At 63.5% G+C, this 17,861-nt stretch carries 19 protein-coding genes; 11 read left to right on the top strand and 8 right to left on the bottom strand.

What is annotated here, in order from left to right:
- Nucleotides 1–4 precede the first annotated feature (4 nt).
- Nucleotides 5–634, top strand: a complete 630-nt coding sequence (gene upp, locus JI749_RS00095) for a uracil phosphoribosyltransferase (protein WP_201656974.1) — start codon at nt 5–7, stop codon at nt 632–634.
- 146 nt (nt 635–780) lie between these two features.
- On the opposite strand, the gene JI749_RS00090 is transcribed toward upp, so the two are convergent.
- The 4 genes from JI749_RS00090 to JI749_RS00075 all read right to left on the bottom strand — a co-directional run bounded on the left by JI749_RS00090 (nt 781) and on the right by JI749_RS00075 (nt 3,203).
- Complete coding sequence (locus tag JI749_RS00090; protein WP_201656971.1) at nt 781–1,401, bottom strand: HAD family hydrolase; 621 nt, start codon at nt 1,399–1,401, stop codon at nt 781–783.
- A 68-nt stretch (nt 1,402–1,469) separates the two neighbouring features.
- Complete coding sequence (locus JI749_RS00085) at nt 1,470–2,030, bottom strand: TadE/TadG family type IV pilus assembly protein (protein WP_201656968.1); 561 nt, start codon at nt 2,028–2,030, stop codon at nt 1,470–1,472.
- A complete protein-coding gene (locus JI749_RS00080; protein WP_201656965.1) occupies nt 2,027–2,557 on the bottom strand; it encodes a TadE/TadG family type IV pilus assembly protein in 531 nt (176 codons plus the stop codon). Before JI749_RS00080 ends, JI749_RS00085 begins: the two co-directional genes overlap by 4 nt.
- A 190-nt stretch (nt 2,558–2,747) precedes the next feature.
- Complete coding sequence (locus JI749_RS00075) at nt 2,748–3,203, bottom strand: pilus assembly protein N-terminal domain-containing protein (protein WP_201656962.1); 456 nt, start codon at nt 3,201–3,203, stop codon at nt 2,748–2,750.
- Nucleotides 3,204–3,589: 386 nt separating this feature from the next.
- Here JI749_RS00075 and JI749_RS00070 point away from each other — a divergent pair, with 386 nt between their 5' ends.
- The 8 genes from JI749_RS00070 (at nt 3,590) to JI749_RS00035 (ending at nt 11,734) form a co-directional block, all read left to right on the top strand.
- Nucleotides 3,590–3,763 (top strand): Flp family type IVb pilin, encoded by a 174-nt coding sequence (locus tag JI749_RS00070; RefSeq protein WP_201656959.1) that lies wholly within the window; start codon nt 3,590–3,592, stop codon nt 3,761–3,763.
- Between the two features lie 125 nt (nt 3,764–3,888).
- Nucleotides 3,889–4,389, top strand: coding sequence for an A24 family peptidase (locus tag JI749_RS00065; protein ID WP_201656956.1), 501 nt, complete (start codon nt 3,889–3,891; stop codon nt 4,387–4,389).
- Between the two features lie 206 nt (nt 4,390–4,595).
- Entirely contained in the window at nt 4,596–5,486 is an 891-nt protein-coding gene (cpaB, locus tag JI749_RS00060) for a Flp pilus assembly protein CpaB (protein WP_201656953.1), read from the top strand.
- A 14-nt stretch (nt 5,487–5,500) separates the two neighbouring features.
- A complete protein-coding gene (locus JI749_RS00055) occupies nt 5,501–6,910 on the top strand; it encodes a type II and III secretion system protein family protein (RefSeq protein ID WP_201656950.1) in 1,410 nt (469 codons plus the stop codon).
- A 26-nt stretch (nt 6,911–6,936) separates the two neighbouring features.
- Nucleotides 6,937–8,208, top strand: a complete 1,272-nt coding sequence (locus JI749_RS00050) for an AAA family ATPase (protein ID WP_201656947.1) — start codon at nt 6,937–6,939, stop codon at nt 8,206–8,208.
- A 32-nt stretch (nt 8,209–8,240) separates the two neighbouring features.
- Nucleotides 8,241–9,737, top strand: coding sequence for a CpaF family protein (locus JI749_RS00045; RefSeq protein WP_233280808.1), 1,497 nt, complete (start codon nt 8,241–8,243; stop codon nt 9,735–9,737).
- Nucleotides 9,737–10,711: a type II secretion system F family protein gene (locus tag JI749_RS00040; protein ID WP_201656944.1), complete on the top strand. Its 975-nt coding sequence runs from the start codon at nt 9,737–9,739 to the stop codon at nt 10,709–10,711. Before JI749_RS00045 ends, JI749_RS00040 begins: the two co-directional genes overlap by 1 nt.
- Nucleotides 10,712–10,789: 78 nt before the next feature.
- Complete coding sequence (locus tag JI749_RS00035) at nt 10,790–11,734, top strand: type II secretion system F family protein (RefSeq protein WP_201662356.1); 945 nt, start codon at nt 10,790–10,792, stop codon at nt 11,732–11,734.
- Nucleotides 11,735–11,767: 33 nt separating this feature from the next.
- Here JI749_RS00035 and JI749_RS00030 read toward each other — a convergent pair whose 3' ends face one another.
- Nucleotides 11,768–12,538, bottom strand: coding sequence for a tetratricopeptide repeat protein (locus JI749_RS00030; RefSeq protein ID WP_201656941.1), 771 nt, complete (start codon nt 12,536–12,538; stop codon nt 11,768–11,770).
- A gap of 142 nt (nt 12,539–12,680) precedes the next feature.
- Between JI749_RS00030 and JI749_RS00025 the strand changes: the two genes are divergently transcribed.
- Nucleotides 12,681–14,030, top strand: coding sequence for a leucyl aminopeptidase family protein (locus tag JI749_RS00025; protein ID WP_201656937.1), 1,350 nt, complete (start codon nt 12,681–12,683; stop codon nt 14,028–14,030).
- A gap of 55 nt (nt 14,031–14,085) precedes the next feature.
- Nucleotides 14,086–15,012, top strand: coding sequence for a bifunctional helix-turn-helix transcriptional regulator/GNAT family N-acetyltransferase (locus JI749_RS00020; RefSeq protein WP_201656934.1), 927 nt, complete (start codon nt 14,086–14,088; stop codon nt 15,010–15,012).
- On the opposite strand, the gene JI749_RS00015 is transcribed toward JI749_RS00020, so the two are convergent.
- From JI749_RS00015 to JI749_RS00005, 3 genes are all read right to left on the bottom strand, one after another.
- Nucleotides 15,009–15,674: a YqaA family protein gene (locus JI749_RS00015; RefSeq protein ID WP_201656931.1), complete on the bottom strand. Its 666-nt coding sequence runs from the start codon at nt 15,672–15,674 to the stop codon at nt 15,009–15,011. The genes JI749_RS00020 and JI749_RS00015 overlap by 4 nt on opposite strands.
- 82 nt (nt 15,675–15,756) lie before the next feature.
- Nucleotides 15,757–16,695 (bottom strand): 2-hydroxyacid dehydrogenase, encoded by a 939-nt coding sequence (locus JI749_RS00010; RefSeq protein ID WP_201656928.1) that lies wholly within the window; start codon nt 16,693–16,695, stop codon nt 15,757–15,759.
- Between the two features lie 81 nt (nt 16,696–16,776).
- Nucleotides 16,777–17,577, bottom strand: a complete 801-nt coding sequence (locus JI749_RS00005) for a c-type cytochrome (RefSeq protein WP_201656925.1) — start codon at nt 17,575–17,577, stop codon at nt 16,777–16,779.
- Nucleotides 17,578–17,861: the final 284 nt, after the last annotated feature.

Below are 17,861 nucleotides of genomic sequence, written 5' to 3'. Positions count from 1 at the left end.
TTCCATGAGCAACGTCACCGTCATCGATCACCCGCTGATCCAGCACAAGCTCACCATCATGCGCAACAAGGAGACCTCGATCGCCGGTTTCCGGCGCCTGCTGCGCGAGATTGCCCACCTGATGTGCTACGAGGTGACGCGCGATCTCGAACTCGAAATGATCCCGATCGAGACGCCAATGGCGCAGATGGACAGCCCTGCCATCAAGGGCAAGAAGCTGGTCTTTGCCTCGATTCTGCGCGCCGGCAACGGCCTGCTCGACGGCATGCTCGATCTGGTCCCCGCCGCCCGCGTCGCCCATATCGGCATCTATCGCGATCACGAGACGCTGGAGCCGGTGGAGTATTACTTCAAGGCGCCGTCGAACCTGGAAGATCGCCTGATCATCGTCGTCGACCCGATGCTGGCCACCGGCAATTCGGCGACGGCGGCGATCGAAAAGCTCAAGGAACGCGGCGCCAACAATATCCGCTTCCTGTGCCTGCTCGCGGCCCCAGAAGGCGTGGCGAACTTCACCAAGGCCCACCCCGACGTGCCGGTGTTTACCGCATCGATCGACAGCCATCTCAACGACAAGGGCTATATCGTCCCGGGTCTGGGCGATGCGGGCGACCGCATGTACGGCACGAAGTAGGGTCCAGTTCTTACCTCGCCCCTCCGGGGAGAGGTCGACCCGCAGGGTCGGGTGAGGGGTCTCTCCGCGCACACCTCACCCAGTAAAGTCCCCTCACCCGGCGGCTGCGCCGCCGACCTCTCCCCGGAGGGGCGAGGTAAAGTCGCCTACTTCGCCTTGAGCGGTAGCCCCAGACCGATCAGCTCTTGCCGCAGCGCCGCAGGATCCTTGAAGTGGATGCCCTTCATGCCGTATTTGCGCGCCGCGACGATGTTCTGTTCGCTGTCGTCGATGAACACGCAATTGTCGGGCGCCAGCGAATAGCGCTCGCAGAAGACGCGGTAGAGGCGCGGGTCGGGCTTCACCAGGCCCTCGAGACCCGAAACGATCACGCCGTCGAACTTTTCGAGGAACGGCCATTCACCCAGGCAGCTGATCCACTTCTCCCAGGAGAAGTTGGTGATGGCAAAGGTCGGGATATCCTGCTCGATCAGCTCGTTGTGGATATCGATCGTACCCTGGATGAATTCGCCCAGCGTTTCCTTCCAGCGCAGGTCATAGGCCTGGATTTCGCGCCAATATCTGGGAAAGCGGGTGATGAGCTTGGCCACGCCTTCCGAATAGATCTCGCCGGCGTCGAATTCGAGGTTCCAGGCCAGGGTGCAGATATTGTCCTGAAACCACTGCGCATCCTCCTCGGTGTCGAAGAGCTTGCGGAACAGGTACATCGGATTCCAGTCGACGAACACGCCGCCAAGGTCGAACACGGGGACAAGCGTATCGTTCATGAGCACACCGCCGGGGAGGGAGAGAATGGGCGGCTTTTGGCATGGGCGCCAGGTCGGCGCAAGTCGGGCTAGTTGAGCGTGATGCTGCCGCCGAAGCGCGGCATGAAGTAGTTTTCGCGGTAGAGGTTGACCGTCTGGTTGAAGGCAAAGCCGGACAGCGGGGTGTAGTCGTAATAGCCCTCGGCCACGATGACATATTTGCCCTTGGCGATGTTCACCATGGCGACAGGAAGAGGGAAGGCGGCATTAACGGCATGCGGGCCAGTACTATAGGTGCCGTTCAGAGATTGGCGGGACCAGACCACCTTGGTCGTGCCATCGGCCAGCACCTGCACCTGGGTGACGACCTGGCGCAGGCCCGCGACGGGATTGGGCGTCATGATGCCGCCAGCGGCCTTGAAATAATCCTTGAGCGTCGCGGCCGTAATCGTCGTGTCGGACCGCGCAACCAGGTCGCCCAGCGAACCGGCCGCCGATTGCAGCTTGCGGTCGACCGAAATCAGTCCCGTGACTTCCACTGAGCCGATATAGAGCATCAGCATGACGGGCAGCACCAGCGCGAATTCGACCGCTGCCGTACCCGCTTCGCCCAGCCGCAGCAGGCGCATCTTGGCCAGTACGCCCTTCACGATATGAACGGCTCGTTGCGGAACACGGCGGCCGCACCCAATACGCGGCGCCCATCCGGCAGGTTGGACAGTCCCAGGCCGCCAAAGGGCACGATAACCGGCCACTTGTAGTAGACCTGTACGGTGACGATGCTCGAGCCCACGCCGGGTGAATAACCCTCGGGCCGGGTCCAAGTCGCGCAGGCCGCATCCGCCTGAGCCTGGGTTTGCCCGGGACCCGGCGCGGCGCAGGTCCAGTTGACCGGCGCCGAGACGTTCACGTCATTGAACGTGTTGACGACCCTGACCTCGACATGCAGGCCATTGCAGTCGCGGATGAGCCCGAATGTGCCGTCGCAGACCAGGTCCTTGAACGCGGCGGCGTTCATGCCCGCGCTCTGCGCCTGGCCGGTACGGATCAGCCGGCTGGCGTCCTGCACGGCGCTTTCGAGCACCTGGCCGGAGAGAAACACCAGCGAGGTCTCCAGAATTGCGCCCAGGATGGAAAAGAAAGGAACGGCCAGCAGCCCGAACTCGATCGCCGTCACGCCGCTTTCGTCACGCGCAAAACCGCGCCACCGCCGAAGCGGAGATCGAGCCGTTGGCAATGCAGCAGTGCCAGTCATGTGTCGGCGCCCGGTTGTCACGCCGCGACACTAGCTTTGCATGGATAACCGAAGGTTATGACCGGCCCTGCGCGGACGGGTCACTGCCGTAACGGTTAACTTGGGGTGAATGTCAGTTGGCCAGTTGCTGGACCAGTTGCGTCGAAGCCACCACCTGGGACGAGAAGGTCGCGTCATCGCCCATCATCACGACCTGCTGGCAAACCGGCGCGCAGGCCAGGCTCGTGCGGGCCTGCCCCTGGTAAACCGTGACGATGCCGGCCTGCATCTGGACCACCTCGATCAGCGTATCCGCGATCGGATTGCCGGCGCTGTCGAGCACGATCAGGTTGGTCTGGCCGTAGCTCTTGCCGGTCAGGATCAGCGTCTGCGGGTCCTGGATGGTGACATCGGCCACGCCCGGATTTCCCACGATGACGGTGGCTGCAGCGGTATTGATGCGCAGGATGCGCGCCATATTGACGTTGACGTTGATCGGCGCGCCTTCCTGGGCGCTGACCGGTGCTGGGGCCAAACCCGTTGCCAGCGAGAGGCAAAGTGCGAAGGCGGCAACTAGCGTGTGGCGCATGGGCGGTTCCGGCGTACTGATACTCGATCCCCACACTTTCCGGCAGAATGGTTTATTTTTGGCAAATGCTCGAGGCACAACAACCACGGGCGTGCGCGATGAAAAGAACCAAAGCAATGGCAATAAATGCAAATGTGTTCTTGAGCCAATTCGCATTGTGCCAATATCAGCTCAAATTTGAATAATATACCGCGGTGCCGCATGGATATGTAAAATGCAAGGTGTCTCGTTAACTCGCTGAAAACGATAGCAAATCACCGACGAGACGTTGTTCGATCCGCATATCAATTAACGCAATTTCAAGACCTGCACCCTAGGTTGGCGATGTTCGATGTTTGACGTGTCGAACGATGACGTCCTTGATGACGTAAAAATGGAGCCTGGGAATGAACATCTTCGCACGTTTCGCGCAGGACGAGTCTGGCGCGACCGCAATTGAATACGGCCTTATCGCCGCTCTGATCTCTGTCGGCATCATTCTTGCCGCCACCACGCTGGGTACCAATCTGGGTGATCTGTTCAACGGTATCGCCGGCCAGCTCGACGTCGACGTGCCGTAAGCGGCATTCGATAGATCGAATGATCCAGGGAGGAGCGCATGTGCTCCTCCCTTTCTATTTGAGCTTTCTTAACGGCGCGCTGGCACTGTGACGGACGAGGTTTCGTTTCCGAGAGGGAGGAAGAAATGTCCATGGTTGCATTGCTGCTCTTTCCGGCCGCGATGGCTCTCGCGGCATCCTCCGATTTGCTGACCATGCGCATCTCCAACAAGCTGGTCCTGTTCCTCGTCGCCTGCTTCTTCGTGGTCGCTATCGCCATCAATCTGCCGCTGCAGCAGTTTGCCATGCACGTGGCCTGCGCCCTGGTCGTGCTGGCTGCCGGCTTTGCGCTGTTCGCGGTCAGGGTGATCGGTGGCGGAGACGCCAAGCTTGCTGCGGCCACGACCCTGTGGCTCGGCTTTGGCCTAACCGTGCCCTATCTGGTCTACGCTGCACTGCTTGGCGGCGTGCTGACCCTCGCCATCCTGGCATTGCGGCGCATGCCGCTGACGCCCTTCCTGGCCCGCTATCGCTGGCTGGAACGCCTGCATGACCGCAAAAGCGGTGTGCCCTATGGCATCGCGCTGGCCCTCGCCGGCCTGCTGACCTACTCCAATTCAGTCATTTTCGAACGTCTCGTCGCCTGATCACGCTGTCCGAAGTAAACGGGTGCGATTGAGACAGTAAACCGCAACAGGCGGTCGTCTTTTGCTGGCCAAAAGGCAAAAAGCTAAAATTTACATATTGTTAACCGCATCCGCAAAGCTCCGGTTAACCAAACTTTGACCCTTTGCGTTCAGACTTCATCCGGTGGAACTGGGCTTTTGCGCCCGCGTATAACCGGAGTGAGGCTATGAAGCCGGCGCGTATCATCCTGTTGCTTGTGGCGCTTGTCGCCGGCGGCCTGGCGGCATTCCTGGTCACCCGTGGCAGCCGTCCGGCGCCGCAACAGGTCGTGCAGACCGAGGTGGTCCAGGAGGCCAAGACCCAGATTCTGGTCGCCAAGAGCCCGATCGGCATGGGCGAGCGGCTGAGCGAGGCTTCGGTCGAGTGGCAGGATTGGCCCGAGGGCGCTGTTCGCCCCGAATACGTGACCATCTCTGCCATGCCCGATGCGCCCGTTGACCTCAAGGGCGCCGTTGCCCGTTTCGAATTCTTCCCGGGCGAGCCCATCCGTGAGGCCAAGCTGGTCCGGGCCGATCAGGGTTACCTCTCAGCCGTTCTTGCCGAGGGTATGCGTGGCGTTTCGGTCGGCGTTTCGGCCGAAACCAGCGCCGGTGGGTTCATCGTCCCCAACGACCATGTCGACGTGGTGCTGACGACCCAGACCGATACCGGGCAGCAGTCTCGGGTCATCCTCTCCAATGTCCGCGTGTTGGCCATCGGCGCCCGCCTTGGCGAAATGGGCACCAGCGGCGGCCAGGAAGATCCCAACGCGCCGGCGCCGACGCCCGTTACCTTTGACAGTTCGACAATTGCCACGCTCGAACTCAGCCCCGGCCAGGCCGAAACGCTGATCAACGCCTCCAGCCTGGGCCAGCTGTCGCTGGCGCTGCGGTCGGTCGTCGACTTCAACAAGACCACCGTCGCCGAGGCTGGGAACTCCAATCAGACCGTCCGGCTGATCCGCTTCGGCAAGGAGCAGTCGGTGCTTGCCGGCAACCAGGTCGACCCAGCGACGACCAACCAGTCCATGACGCCGCAGTCCGGCACGTCCGTCGAACCACAGGTGGTGCCCCAGTAGGGGCGGAGATGATCATGACCAATCCGTTCACCATGTTCCGCCGCCGCGCCGCCGGTCTGATCGTCGTGCCGCTGCTGGCCCTCGGCCTGCTGGGCTCCGCAGGCGCAACTGCCACGATCGCTCAGGAAACCCAGGTTACCATCAGCCCGGCCGCCTATGGTGCCACGCGCAAGTTCCAGGTCGAGATCAACAAGACCGCCCTGGTCGACCTGCCCGCAGGCGCTGCCGAGGTCATCGTTTCGCAGCCATCGGTGGCCGCCGCCATCATGCGCACCCGCACGCGGGCCATCATTCAGGGCATTACCGGGGGCGACACCAATATCTTCTTCCTCGATGACCGGGGGCAGACGATTGCGGTCCTCGACGTCAAGGTGATCGAAGAGCCGTCCCAGGTGGGCAACGCGCTGCAGGCGGCGCTCGCGCGCATCATTCCCGGATCCAATATCCATGTTGAATCGGTCACCCTGGGCGGCGGTACCAATCGCGTGGTGCTGACGGGCAACGTGCTCTCGGGAGAGGACCGCGAACGGGCGACCCAGGTGGCGGTGCAATTTGCCGGTGGCCCGGACAACGTCGCCAATATTCTGGACGTCGCGGGTGCCCAGCAGGTCATGCTCCAGGTCACCGTGTCGGAAGTGAAGCGCGACGTCGCCAAGCAGTTCGGCATCAACCTGGGCGCCGCCTTCAGCATTGGCACGGCCAACTTCGGCTTCAACAACGTGCCGATGAACAACACGTTCACCCCGAGCGGAATCGATGCCGGCTTCAATATCGGGGGCGTCCAGATCGAGGCCGCCATCCGGGCCCTCGAGGGACGTGGCGCACTGCGCGTCCTGGCCCAGCCGACACTGACGGCCATTTCCGGTCAGCCGGCCAAGTTCCTGGCGGGTGGCGAATTGCCCTATTCGACCTACGATATCACCAACCAGACCCAAACCGTCATCTTCAAGCCATATGGCGTGGAACTCGCGTTCACCCCAACCGTCAAGTCGAACGGCGTCATCGCCCTGACTGTCGATACCTCGGTATCCGAGCCGCAGGCCGATTTCTCGATCACCAAGCGCCAGGCCAATACCTCGGTCGAACTGCAGACCGGCACGACACTGGCGATTGGCGGCTTGCTCCAGGAGACCGCTCGCCAGCAGATCAATCAGTTCCCTGGCCTGGGCGATATTCCGATCCTGGGTGCGCTGTTCCGCTCGCGCGACTTCCAGACCGAGCAGACCGAACTGGTAATCCTGGTCACGCCCTACCTCGTAACCTCAAGCCCGGCCAATTCAATCCCGGTGCCCACCGACCGCAGCACCGTCGCCAGCGATGCCGAAGCCATCTTCCTGGGCAAGCTGGAGACCATGTACGGGGTCGCCGGAAGCGGCGAGATGCGCGGCACGTTCAGCGGTTCGGTCGGTTTCGTCCTCGACTGAGGCCGGCCCCAAGGAGTTATGGTTTAATGAGTTTCCTGTCATCTGAGCCCAAGCGGACCGAAGAGCCCGCAGCCGACATTTCACCGGGCGCCCGGCTCATTCCCCGCATCACCATCCAGGCCTTCTGCGAGCATTCCCAGACTGCCCAACTGGTCGAAAGCGCCATCCATGACCGGCGCATGTCCAAGGTGGCGCTGACGACGCACAATGGCGGCATCGACGGCGCGGTGGAGACCTATAAATCCAACCCCACGCCCAACCTGATTATCGTCGAGACCCTGTTGGCGCCGGACGAAGTTCCGGTGGCGCTGGAACGGCTGGCCGAGGTTTGCGACGCCTCCACGCGTGTCGTGGTGCTCGGTCATGTCAATGACGTGCTGCTCTATCGCGAGCTGATCCGCTCGGGCATTTCGGAGTATATCGTGCTGCCGGCAACGGCCCAGCAGATCGTCAGCGCCATCACCGAACTGTTCGCGTCCGAGAATGCCGCTCCCATCGGCCGCACCGTGGCCTTTGTTTCGGCCAAGGGCGGTGCCGGCAGCTCGACCGTGGCGCACAACGTCGCCTGGGCCATTGCTACAGCCCTGCGGCAGGACAGCCTCATCCTGGACATGGACCTGGCCTTCGGCACTGCCGGCCTCAACTTCAACCAGGATCCACCCCATGGCTTGGCCGACGCCCTGATGGCCAACCAGAAGGTCGACCAGACCATGCTCGATCGCTTGATGAGCAAGGCGGCCAACCATATCAGCCTCTTGACCGCGCCGGTCACCCTGGACCGCACCTACGACTTCGAAGAGCGCGAATTCGAGCAGGTTCTCGAACTGTGCCAGAACACCATGCCCATGGTCGTGCTCGACATTCCCCATGCCTGGAATGCCTGGGTGCGCCAGACCTTGGCCACCGTGGACGAGGTGGTCATCGTCGCCGAGCCGGACCTGGCCAACCTGCGCAATGCCAAGAACCTTGCTGACACGGTCAGGGCCCTTCGCCCCACCGAGAATGCGCCATGCCTGGTGCTCAACAAGGTGGCCATGCCGCGCCGGCCCGAGATCAATGCAGGCGAATTCGCCAGCTCGGTGGAATGCCAGCTCATCGGCCAGCTGCCCTTTGATGCGGCGCTGTTCGGCACCGCTGCCAATAACGGCCAGATGATCGCCGAGGTGGCGGCCAACAACAAGATCAACGACGTCTACCGCGCCATCGGCATGCATGTGACCGGGCGGCAGGCAACCCATGCCGGGGGCAAGTCATCGAGCCTGATGAAGCTGCCCTCGTTCCTCAAGAAGCGGGCCTGAGGCGGCTCGGGCTCTCGAACGGTAGGACGACCATGTTTGGCAAGCGCACATCCTTTGGCGGCAACACCCCGGGCGTCGGCGAAATGCCGCGTCCGGTCCCCAGTGCGCCCCCACCGCGGGTCGAGGCGCCAGCGCCGGCGCGCCGCAGCTCCGACAGCGACGCCATGGGCTCCCGCATGCGGGCCGGCGATGAGGTGCTCGATGTCCGCGCGCCCGCCGATGCGGCGCGCGACAAGGAATATTTCCACACCAAGTCCGCCATTTTCAACGCGCTGATCGATTCCATCGACCTCAGCCAGCTCGCGACCATGGACCAGGACGCGGCGCGCGAGGAAATCCGCGACATCGTCGCCGAGATCATCGCGCTCAAGTCCATCATCATGTCCATTTCCGAGCAGGAAGACCTGCTCGAGGACATCTGCAACGACGTGCTGGGCTATGGTCCGCTCGAGCCGCTGCTGGCCCGCGACGACATCGCCGACATCATGGTGAACGGCTCGCAGAAGTGCTACATCGAAGTCGCCGGCAAGGTGCGTCTCACCAACGTGCGCTTCCGCGACGACGCCCACCTGATGAATGTTTGCCAGCGCATCGTGTCCCAGGTTGGCCGCCGCGTCGATGAAAGCTCGCCGATCTGCGACGCCCGCTTGCCAGACGGCTCGCGCGTCAACGTCATCGCGCCCCCGCTGGCCATCGACGGTGCCGCACTCACCATCCGTAAGTTCAAGAAGGACAAGCTGACCCTCCAGCAGCTGGTCAAGTACAACTCCATCTCGCCAGAAGGCGCCGAAGTGCTGCGCATCCTGGGCCGCGTCCGCGCCAATGTGCTGATCTCGGGCGGTACCGGCTCGGGCAAGACCACCTTGCTCAACTGCCTCACCGCCTTCATCGAGAAGGACGAGCGCGTCATCACCTGCGAAGATTCGGCCGAACTGCAGCTGCAGCAGCCGCATGTGGTTCGTCTCGAAACCCGTCCGCCGAACCTGGAAGGCGAAGGCGAGATCACCATGCGCGATCTCATCAAGAACTGCCTGCGTATGCGCCCCGAACGCATCATCGTCGGCGAAGTCCGCGGCCCTGAATCATTCGACCTGCTCCAGGCGATGAATACGGGCCACGACGGATCGATGGGCACGCTGCACGCCAACAGCCCGCGCGAAGCGCTCAGCCGTCTTGAATCGATGATCACCATGGGCGGCTACAGCCTCCCCAGCCGCACCATTCGCGAAATGATCACCTCGTCCATCGACGTCGTGGTCCAGGCCGCCCGCCTGCGCGACGGTTCGCGCCGCATTACCCACATCACCGAGATCCTCGGCATGGAAGGCGACGTGATCGTCACCCAGGACATCTTCCTCTACGACATCCTGGGCGAGGATAGTAACGGCATGCTGGTGGGCAAGCACCGCTCGACCGGCATAACCAAGCCGCAATTCGCCGAACGGGCCCGCTACTTCAATGAGGAAGCCAATCTCGTCGAGGCCCTCGAAAAGTCCAACAGCGAGCAGCACCAGCTGCTGGATTCCTGATGACCACGATCCTGCTTGTCATCCTGGCCATGGTCACCGTTGCGGCGGCGGGTTTTGCCCTCGTGCCCTCCGCGCTGGGTGGCGGCCGTGCCGAGAAGCGGCGCAAGGCGCTGCAGGGTGACCTCCGCGCCAACCGCCTGGAGGCCAGCGCCGCGCGCAGCCGCGACGAGCGGCGCAAGAGCGTGCAGCAGGCGCTCAAATCCCAGACCGACGCGCTCAACGCCAAGAAGCGCCTGAAGCTGCCGCAACTGCTGTTCCAGGCGGGCATGACGATCGCGCCGTCGACCTTTATCCGCAACAGCATCATCTTCGGCGGCGTGGTGCTGGTGATCCTCGTGCTCGTGCAGGTGCCGATCTACCTCGCGCCGGTCTTCGCTCTGGCCGCTGGCTACCTGCTGCCGCGCTGGTGGGTTGGCCGCAAGCGCAAGAAATACCAGAACCAGTTCCTCGACGAACTGCCCAATGCCGTCGAGGCCATCGTGCGCGGCGTCAAGACCGGCCTGCCGCTCAATGACTCCATCCGCGTGGTGGCCAAGGACGCCAAGGAACCGGTCAAGTCAGAGTTCGGGCGCGTACTCGACCAACAGGCCTTCGGCATGTCCATGACCGAGGCCGTGACGGTGCTGCTCGACCGGGTGCCACTGCCCGAGGTCAACTTCTTCGTGGTGGTTATCACCGTGCAGCAGCAGGCGGGCGGCAACCTCAGCGAGGCGCTGGGGAACTTGGCCAAGGTCCTGCGCAACCGCAAGAAGATGAAGCAGAAGATCAAGGCCATGTCGTCCGAAGCCAAGGCCTCGGCCGGCATCATTGGCTCTCTGCCCTTCGTCGTGGGCATGCTGGTGAGCGTGGTGTCGCCGTCCTACCTGGCGCCGCTGTTCTTCACCGATCTGGGCCATATCTGGCTGGGCGTCGGCGTGGTCATGCTGGCCCTGGGCATCTTCATCATGAACCGCATGATCCAGTTCGACTACTGAGTTGGGAGTGTTGCCGTGAACATCGTCGAGCTCCTCACCCAGCGCGATTCCCTGATTGCCATCCTGGCCGCCATTTCCATGGCCGCCGTCGTCTTCACCTTCGGCTCGAGCTTCATCGTCAAATCCGAGATGCGCGACCGCATCAAGCGGGTCGCGCTCGAACGCGAGAAGATGCGCGCCGAGGAAATGGCGCGCCTGCGCGGCGGTGCGGTGGCCGAGGGGCGCGGGATTCGCCGCAACGCCGAAACCAAGACCTACATGAAGAATGTGGTGGAGCGCTTCGACCTCAAGAAGGCGTTCCAGGACGATGCGACGGTCGACAAGCTGGCCATGGCCGGTTATCGCGGCCAGGGGCACCTGACCACCTTCCTGTTCATGCGCTTCGTGACGCCGCTGGTGATCTTCGTCCTGGTGGCGATCTATGTCGTCTTCGTCTCTCCCGGCGAGCGGCCGCTCTATCTCAACCTGGTCTATGCCATCGGCGCTGGCCTGGTCGGCGTCTACCTGCCCAGCCTCTTGCTCAAGAACACCACCTCCAAGCGTCAAGCCTCGATCAAAAAGGCCTGGCCCGATTGTCTTGACCTGCTGCTGCTTTGCGTCGAGGCGGGCATGTCGATGGAGCACGCCTTCAAGCGCGTCGCCAAGGAAATCGGCGCACAGAGTGTCGAGCTGGCCGAAGAGCTGACCCTGACCACCGCGGAGCTGGCTTTCCTCGAAGACCGCGGGCGTGCCTACGACAATCTGGGCCGCCGTACTGGGCTTGATGGGGTCAAGTCGGTGATGACCGCGCTGATCCAGGCCGATCGCTACGGCACCTCGGTTGGCCAGGCCTTGCGCGTCATGGCCGAAGAGGGCCGTGAGGGCCGCATGATGGAGGCCGAGAAGAAGGCCGCGTCGCTGCCGCCCAAGCTGACCGTCCCGCTGATCCTGTTCTTCCTGCCGGTGCTGTTTATCGTCATCATGGCCCCAGCCATGATCAAGGTCTTCGGCGGTCCGGTGGCGAGCACGGTGGGTGGCGGCTGAGGCCAACGCGCGGCTTGCAGGCTTGGGCGCCCGTCAGCCCTTGTCGATTAGGTCCCAGCGGTTTTGCTGGGTGAGCAAGGCTCGCACATAGGCCATGTTGCTCTCCACCTGCTCCGGCGGCAGCTCGGCGGCATAGATCGCCCGGCACTCCTCGAAGCGCCCCTGCAGCCCCACGATCAGCGCCAGGTTCTGCCGGATCCGGCTGGTCGCGCCCCGCATCTGCACGGCCCGCCGCAAATGCTGTTCGGCGGCCGGCAATTCGTTGGTCATGGCATAGCTCAGGCCCATATTGGCTTCGATCGAAGCCTCGCCCGGGGCGAAGATCAGCGCCTGTCCGTAGATCGCGCGCGCTTCCTGGTTTCGGCCCAGCTGGTCGAGCGTCGCGCCCTTGACCAGCAGGGCATTCCAGTCCGGCGCTTCGGGGCGGATGATATTGTCCAATACCTGCAGCGACTGGTCGAACCGCCCCTCGGCGGTGAGGGCCTTGGCATAGGCTACCGTCACATCGGCGTCGCCCGGATACTGGTTCATGCTGATTTCCAGCACCGCGACGGCCTGCTGGCTTTGTCCAACCGCGCGCAACGCGGCGGCATAGGCAATGGCTATACCCTTGTCCTTGGGATTGGACTTGTAGCGGGCGGTAAGCTCGGCCAGGCTTTGCTGGCTCTGAGCAGCCGGCATGCCGGAATAGTCCGGCGACGGCATCGAGCCCCGGTTGGAGGCGCAGGCGCTGATCGCCACGGCCGCGACACCGGCCAGCAGCAGGTTGCGCAGCGGTTTGCGAAGGCGGTTCAGCGGCGTCACGAGCAACTCCTCGGCCAGGGCGGCACGACAGCGTTCAATAAATCATTAACCCTAACACCCGGTTAAAACGGCCCGTCTGCCCGCGTTGCCGCCACGGACCTGGCCCGGTACAAGAAGGGGTTCCACCCCTGCCGGAGTCGCCATGCCCAGGACCAAAATCACGCCGCTGATCTGCGTCGAGGACGGCGAACTGGCGGCGGCCGAATTACCCGAAGCGCACAGGTCTTGGGCCGAAGCCAACAGCTTTGCCGGCCAGCGCGGGCGCCTGCTGGCGCTCCCCGCTGGTGATGGCGGTCTTGCCGGCTACCTGTTTGGCCTCGGTGATGCAGCAGAGAGGCCCTCTTTGGTCACTGGCCTGGCGGGTGCGGCCCTGGGGTCTGGCACCTACCGGCTCGAGGGTGCCTATGGCGATCCCACGCTGGCCGCGATCGGCTTCCAGCTGGGTGCCTACCGCTTCGACCGCTATCGCAGCGGGCGCGCTGCCCCCAAGCTGGCCATTCCCGGCCGTGCCGATGCCGACGAAGTCGCCCGCCTTGTCGAAGCGGCAGTTCTGGCGCGCGATCTGATCAACACGCCGGCCAACGACCTTGGCCCGGATGCCTTCGAACGCGAGATCCGCGCCTTTGCCGCAGCCCGCAAGATGAAGATCAAGGTCATCGCGGGCGACGACCTCTTGCGCGCCAACTTTCCGATGATCCACGCCGTTGGCCGCGCCAGCGTGCAGGCGCCGCGTCTCGTTGATCTCAGCTGGGGCGATGCGCGCCATCCCAAGGTCACCCTGGTCGGGAAGGGCGTGACCTTCGACACCGGTGGCCTCGACATCAAGGCGGCTTCCGGCATGCTGTTGATGAAGAAGGATATGGGCGGAGCGGCCAATGTGCTGGGCCTCGCCCATGCCATTGTTTCGGCCAAACTCCGCCTGCGCCTGCGCGTGCTGATCCCGATCGTCGAGAACTCGATTGCCGGCGCCGCCTTCCGCCCAGGAGACGTGCTCACTTCGCGCCAGGGCATGACGGTCGAAATCGGCAATACGGATGCCGAGGGCCGGCTGATCCTGGCTGATGCCTTGGCCCTGGCCGACGAGGAAAGCCCCGAATTGCTGCTCGACATGGCTACCCTGACCGGTGCTGCCCGGGTTGCGCTTGGTCCCGATCTGCCGCCGCTCTACAGTACCGATGACGCCCTGGCGCGGGCGCTCATGGAGGCCGGAGCTGCTGCCGACGACCCGTTATGGCAGATGCCGTTGTGGTCACCCTATGATGGGATGATGAGCTCCAAGATCGCCGACGTGAACAATGCGGGGAGTGGCGGCTTTGCCGGTTCGGTCACCGCGGCCCTGTTCCTCCGCCGCTTCGTCGCTAACGCGGCGGCCTGGGTGCATCTGGATATCTTCGGCTGGGCCCCTGAGGCGCGCCCGTCGCGCCCCGTCGGCGGTACAGACCAGGGCATTCGCGCCGTCTATGGCGTCCTGAGACAACGCTACCCACAATAGTTGACTCCGACAACGACATAGTTGACTGTGTCAATAGTTGTTTTGGAGTCGGGCCATGTCCGTCCGTGCCGCCGACGTTGCGCGAGTGCGCGCCTTCAACCGCTTCTACACCCGGATCATTGGTCTGCTCGAAGAGGGCATGCACAAGAGCCCGCACAGCCTGAGCGAGGCGCGGGTCATCTATGAGCTGGGGCGGCGCGGCCACGCCACGTCTTCGGCAATTGCCGAGGAACTGGACATGGATCGTGGCCAGATGAGCCGGTTGGTCCTGCGCTTGGTCGATCAGGGCATCGTCGCCGTTCTGCCCCGCAGCGGCGACCGCCGCGCCACCCCCTTGGCCCTCACGCCGGAGGGAGACGCCATGTTTCGCCACCTCAATGCAATGAGCGACGCCGCCGCCGCCAGCAGCCTGCTCGAACCGCTCGAAGAATTCGGCCGCCGCGACCTGATCGGCGCCATGCGGCGCATCGAGTCCGTACTGGGCGAGCCCGGCGACGCGCCGCTGATCCTTCGCCCCCCTCGTGTTGGCGAAATCGGCTGGCTTATTCACCGCCAGGCCCTGCTGTATCACTTGGAGCAGGGGTGGAACGCCGAGTTCGAGACCCTCATCACCCGCATCTATGCCGAATACGAAGCCGCGCCCGCCGAGCCGTCCAAGGCCCTGTGGATAGCGGAGCAGGACGGTGAGGTTGCCGGGTCGGTCTTCATCATTCCGGCGAGCGAGGAACCCGGCACCGCGCAGCTGCGGATGCTCTATACCGAGCCGGCCTTCCGTGGCCGCGGTATAGGCAAGCGACTGGTCGAAGAAGCGGTTCGCTTCTCGCGTGCCTCAGGCTATCGGCGCGTCATGCTCTGGACCCAGGACTGTCTGGTCTCCGCTCGACGCATCTATCAGGCCGCCGGTTTCACGCTGCAGCGCGAGGATCGCCATCAGTCCTTCGGTGCAAGTCTCAATGGCCAGTATTGGGTTCTTGAATTCTAGGGTGTCGCGTGGTCGATGATTTCGACCGTTTCCTGCACCTGCTCGGTCTCCGCCTTGGGGAAGAGGAGCGGCGCCATCGCGAAGCCAACGATGACCAGCACCAGCATGCCCCATCCGGCCACCGCCTTGTGCTTTTCGATGAACGCGTTGGCCGCCTTGCCGAAGAAGTAGAATAGCCCGCAGGGCACGAAATAGCGCAGGCCGCGGCCCAGCAACCCGTAGAGCACAAAGGTCCACAGATCGAGCCCGGCCACGCCACTGGTGATGGTGATGACCTTGTAGGGAATGGGCGAGATGGCGCCGATGATGATCATCAGGGGCCCATTCTCATTGAAGCTCTGCCGCAGCGAGGTGAAGCCGTCGCCGGCGCCGTAGAAGTCGATGATGGCGCGGCCGATGCTGTCGAACAGGTAGAAGCCGATGGCGTAGCCGGCCAGGCCGCCTGCGACTGACGACACTGTGCAGATGCCCGCCAGACGCCAGGCCCGGCTGCGATCGGCCACGATCATCGGCGCCAGCATGATCTCCGGAAAGATGGGCAGGATCATTGCTTCGAGAAAGCACAGCAGGGCCAGTATGGGCTCTGCCAGTCGGTGCTTGGTGGCAATCTTCAGTCGGTCATAGAGCTTGAGCTTCTGTGGCTGGCTGGTCGTTTCGGTCATCCGGGCCTTGCTGTTTGGCTGTGGTCGGCTCCTTATCGCCCACAAGGGTGAATTTCGCGCCTTGACCGCGATAACAATCGCGTCAGTAGCCCCGGTCGCGGTCCACAACATTGATCAGGGGCTCGCCTGCCTCATGCGCGCGGATGATCCTGCTGAAATAGGCGACGCCGCTCTTCTCGTTGCTGATCGCCGCGATATGGGGCGTGATGTAGCAGTTCTCGATAGCCCATAACGGGCTGCTCTCTGGCAGCGGCTCGGTCTCGAACACATCAAGGCTCGCGGCGCCCAGCGTGCCGTCACCCAAGGCCCGGACGATGTCGGCCTCGCGCTGGTGCCCGCCGCGCGCAGCGTTGACGATGGCCGGTCCCCCATCGAGCTTGTCGCGCCGCAGCTTGCTGAAGGTCTCGTAGTTGAGGATGCCCGAGGTTTCCGGCGTCAGGGGCAGCAGGTTGACCAGAATGTCGGTGCCGGCAAGAAACCTGTCGAAGCTCTCTGTCCCTGCAAAGCCCTCGACCCCGCCGATGGTCTTCGGGGTGCGGCTCCAGCTGCGCAGGGTAAAGCCAAGGGGCAGCAGGCGCTTGGCTGCATCCTGTCCCAAAACGCCCATACCCATTATGCCCACGGTGGTTTCGGAGGCCGCCGGCGGATAGAGCTGGCTCCAGCGCTTGGCCTTCTGGTCGGCACGGAAGCGCGTATAGAGCCGATGGTGCATGGTGACATGGGCAACGACATAGTCGCTCATGCGCTGGCTGAGATCGTCATCGACGAACCGCACGATAGGTGCGTCGGGCAGCTTGGGGTGCCTGAGCAGCGCATCCACCCCCGCGCCTAGCGACAGGACGGCCTTGAGGCCATTAAGTCCATCGAACGCGTCCGGCTTTGGCTTCCACACGAAGATGTAGCGCACATCGCTGGGGTCGAACGCGTCGCCGCGCCGCACCACGGGGTAGGGGGCGAGTTCAGCCCGCAGCTTGTCGGCCCAGCTGGCCTCATCGACATCGGACAGGTGTAGCAGCAACATGCTTTGGTCCCTCCAAAAATGCCAGGAGCCGCAACCCTTCCGGGCGCGGCTCCCTTGAACAATACGGTATTGCGATAAAGCCTAGTTGGTGGCGGGCGCTGCCGGGGCAGGCTCGGTGCCGCTGGTGGTCGGCGTACCTTCAACCGGGGTTTCGCTCTGCGTGGTGGTCGGCGTATCGGTGACCGCGGCCGGTGCAGCCGGTTCAGCCGCGTTTTCGGGCTGCGCTGCGGCCGGATCGGTCGGGGCAGTCGCGTCGGGCTGCTGCGTGCCGGCGGCCTCGGCGGCTGGCGCTGCGGGGTCAGCGGCTTCGCCACCCTCGGCCGGCGCGACATCGGCGGCCGGGAACGGCACCGGGTCGGCAGACAATGTCTGCAGGTAAGCCAGGATGTCGGCGCGCTCTTCGGCAGTGCGGACACCGGCAAAGTTCATCTTGGTGCCGGGCACGTAGTCGCTCGGTTTGGTCAGGAAGTGGTTGAGGTTCTCGTAGGTCCAGGTGTCGCCGGCAGCGTTGTGGGCCATCATGCCGTCCGAATAGGCGAAGCCTTCATGGCTGCCTTCGAGTCGGCCGACCACGCCATAAAGCAGCGGCCCCTGCTTGTTGCCTTCGCCCTCGCCGAAGTTGTGGCAGCCGGCGCACTTCTTGACGGCGGTAGCACCGCGCTCGGCGCTCGCGCTGGCCAGCAGCACGCCAAGGGGAACTTCGGGCTCCGCAGCGGCGACTTCGCCACCGCCTTCGGTTGCTTCCGGCTCCGGCAGGGCATAGCCCGGGCCGCGACCTTCGATAGGATGGTAGATGGCCTCTGCGACAAAGCCGGCGCCCATGACGAACAACAGCGTGCCCAGCACGGCGCCCATGATCTTGTTAAGCTCGAACGAATCCATTTGGTCTCTCTGCCGGTCCATCCCCGTGGACGATAGTCGAACCCGGCCCAACTTTCGATATCCCAATGGAAAATCGACCTCAACGGAGGGGTCCGACGCGCGCGGAAGATAGTCGCAAGGCCGAAATGGCGCAACAGTGCAAAGCATACTGCGACACTTCGAGCCGAGCCGCAGGCAAAATCGCTCCAGTGGAGCGATTTTAGGCGAGAAGGCCATAAGGGCTATGCCCGAATGGCACGAAGCCGAGCCGCAGGCAAAATCGCTCCAGTGGAGCGATTTTAGGC

The organism is Devosia oryziradicis (assembly GCF_016698645.1).
Lineage (GTDB): Bacteria > Pseudomonadota > Alphaproteobacteria > Rhizobiales > Devosiaceae > Devosia > Devosia oryziradicis.
The sequence above is the reverse complement of the archived record's forward strand: the minus strand, read 5'-3'. Positions and strand labels throughout refer to the sequence as shown.

Bases quoted from the DNA above. Each gene is read 5' to 3' on its own strand.
- JI749_RS00045 (WP_233280808.1), top strand. From the start codon at position 8,241: ATGTTTGGCAAGCGCACATCCTTTGGCGGCAACACCCCGGGCGTCGGC.
- JI749_RS00090 (WP_201656971.1), bottom strand. From the start codon at position 1,401: ATGAACGATACGCTTGTCCCCGTGTTCGACCTTGGCGGCGTGTTCGTC.
- JI749_RS00055 (WP_201656950.1), top strand. From the start codon at position 5,501: ATGACCAATCCGTTCACCATGTTCCGCCGCCGCGCCGCCGGTCTGATC.
- JI749_RS00010 (WP_201656928.1), bottom strand. From the start codon at position 16,695: ATGTTGCTGCTACACCTGTCCGATGTCGATGAGGCCAGCTGGGCCGAC.
- cpaB (WP_201656953.1), top strand. From the start codon at position 4,596: ATGAAGCCGGCGCGTATCATCCTGTTGCTTGTGGCGCTTGTCGCCGGC.
- JI749_RS00025 (WP_201656937.1), top strand. From the start codon at position 12,681: ATGCCCAGGACCAAAATCACGCCGCTGATCTGCGTCGAGGACGGCGAA.
- JI749_RS00015 (WP_201656931.1), bottom strand. From the start codon at position 15,674: ATGACCGAAACGACCAGCCAGCCACAGAAGCTCAAGCTCTATGACCGA.
- JI749_RS00065 (WP_201656956.1), top strand. From the start codon at position 3,889: ATGTCCATGGTTGCATTGCTGCTCTTTCCGGCCGCGATGGCTCTCGCG.
- JI749_RS00040 (WP_201656944.1), top strand. From the start codon at position 9,737: ATGACCACGATCCTGCTTGTCATCCTGGCCATGGTCACCGTTGCGGCG.
- JI749_RS00050 (WP_201656947.1), top strand. From the start codon at position 6,937: ATGAGTTTCCTGTCATCTGAGCCCAAGCGGACCGAAGAGCCCGCAGCC.
- JI749_RS00035 (WP_201662356.1), top strand. From the start codon at position 10,790: ATGGCCGCCGTCGTCTTCACCTTCGGCTCGAGCTTCATCGTCAAATCC.
- JI749_RS00020 (WP_201656934.1), top strand. From the start codon at position 14,086: ATGTCCGTCCGTGCCGCCGACGTTGCGCGAGTGCGCGCCTTCAACCGC.
- JI749_RS00005 (WP_201656925.1), bottom strand. From the start codon at position 17,577: ATGGATTCGTTCGAGCTTAACAAGATCATGGGCGCCGTGCTGGGCACG.
- upp (WP_201656974.1), top strand. From the start codon at position 5: ATGAGCAACGTCACCGTCATCGATCACCCGCTGATCCAGCACAAGCTC.
- JI749_RS00075 (WP_201656962.1), bottom strand. From the start codon at position 3,203: ATGCGCCACACGCTAGTTGCCGCCTTCGCACTTTGCCTCTCGCTGGCA.
- JI749_RS00070 (WP_201656959.1), top strand. From the start codon at position 3,590: ATGAACATCTTCGCACGTTTCGCGCAGGACGAGTCTGGCGCGACCGCA.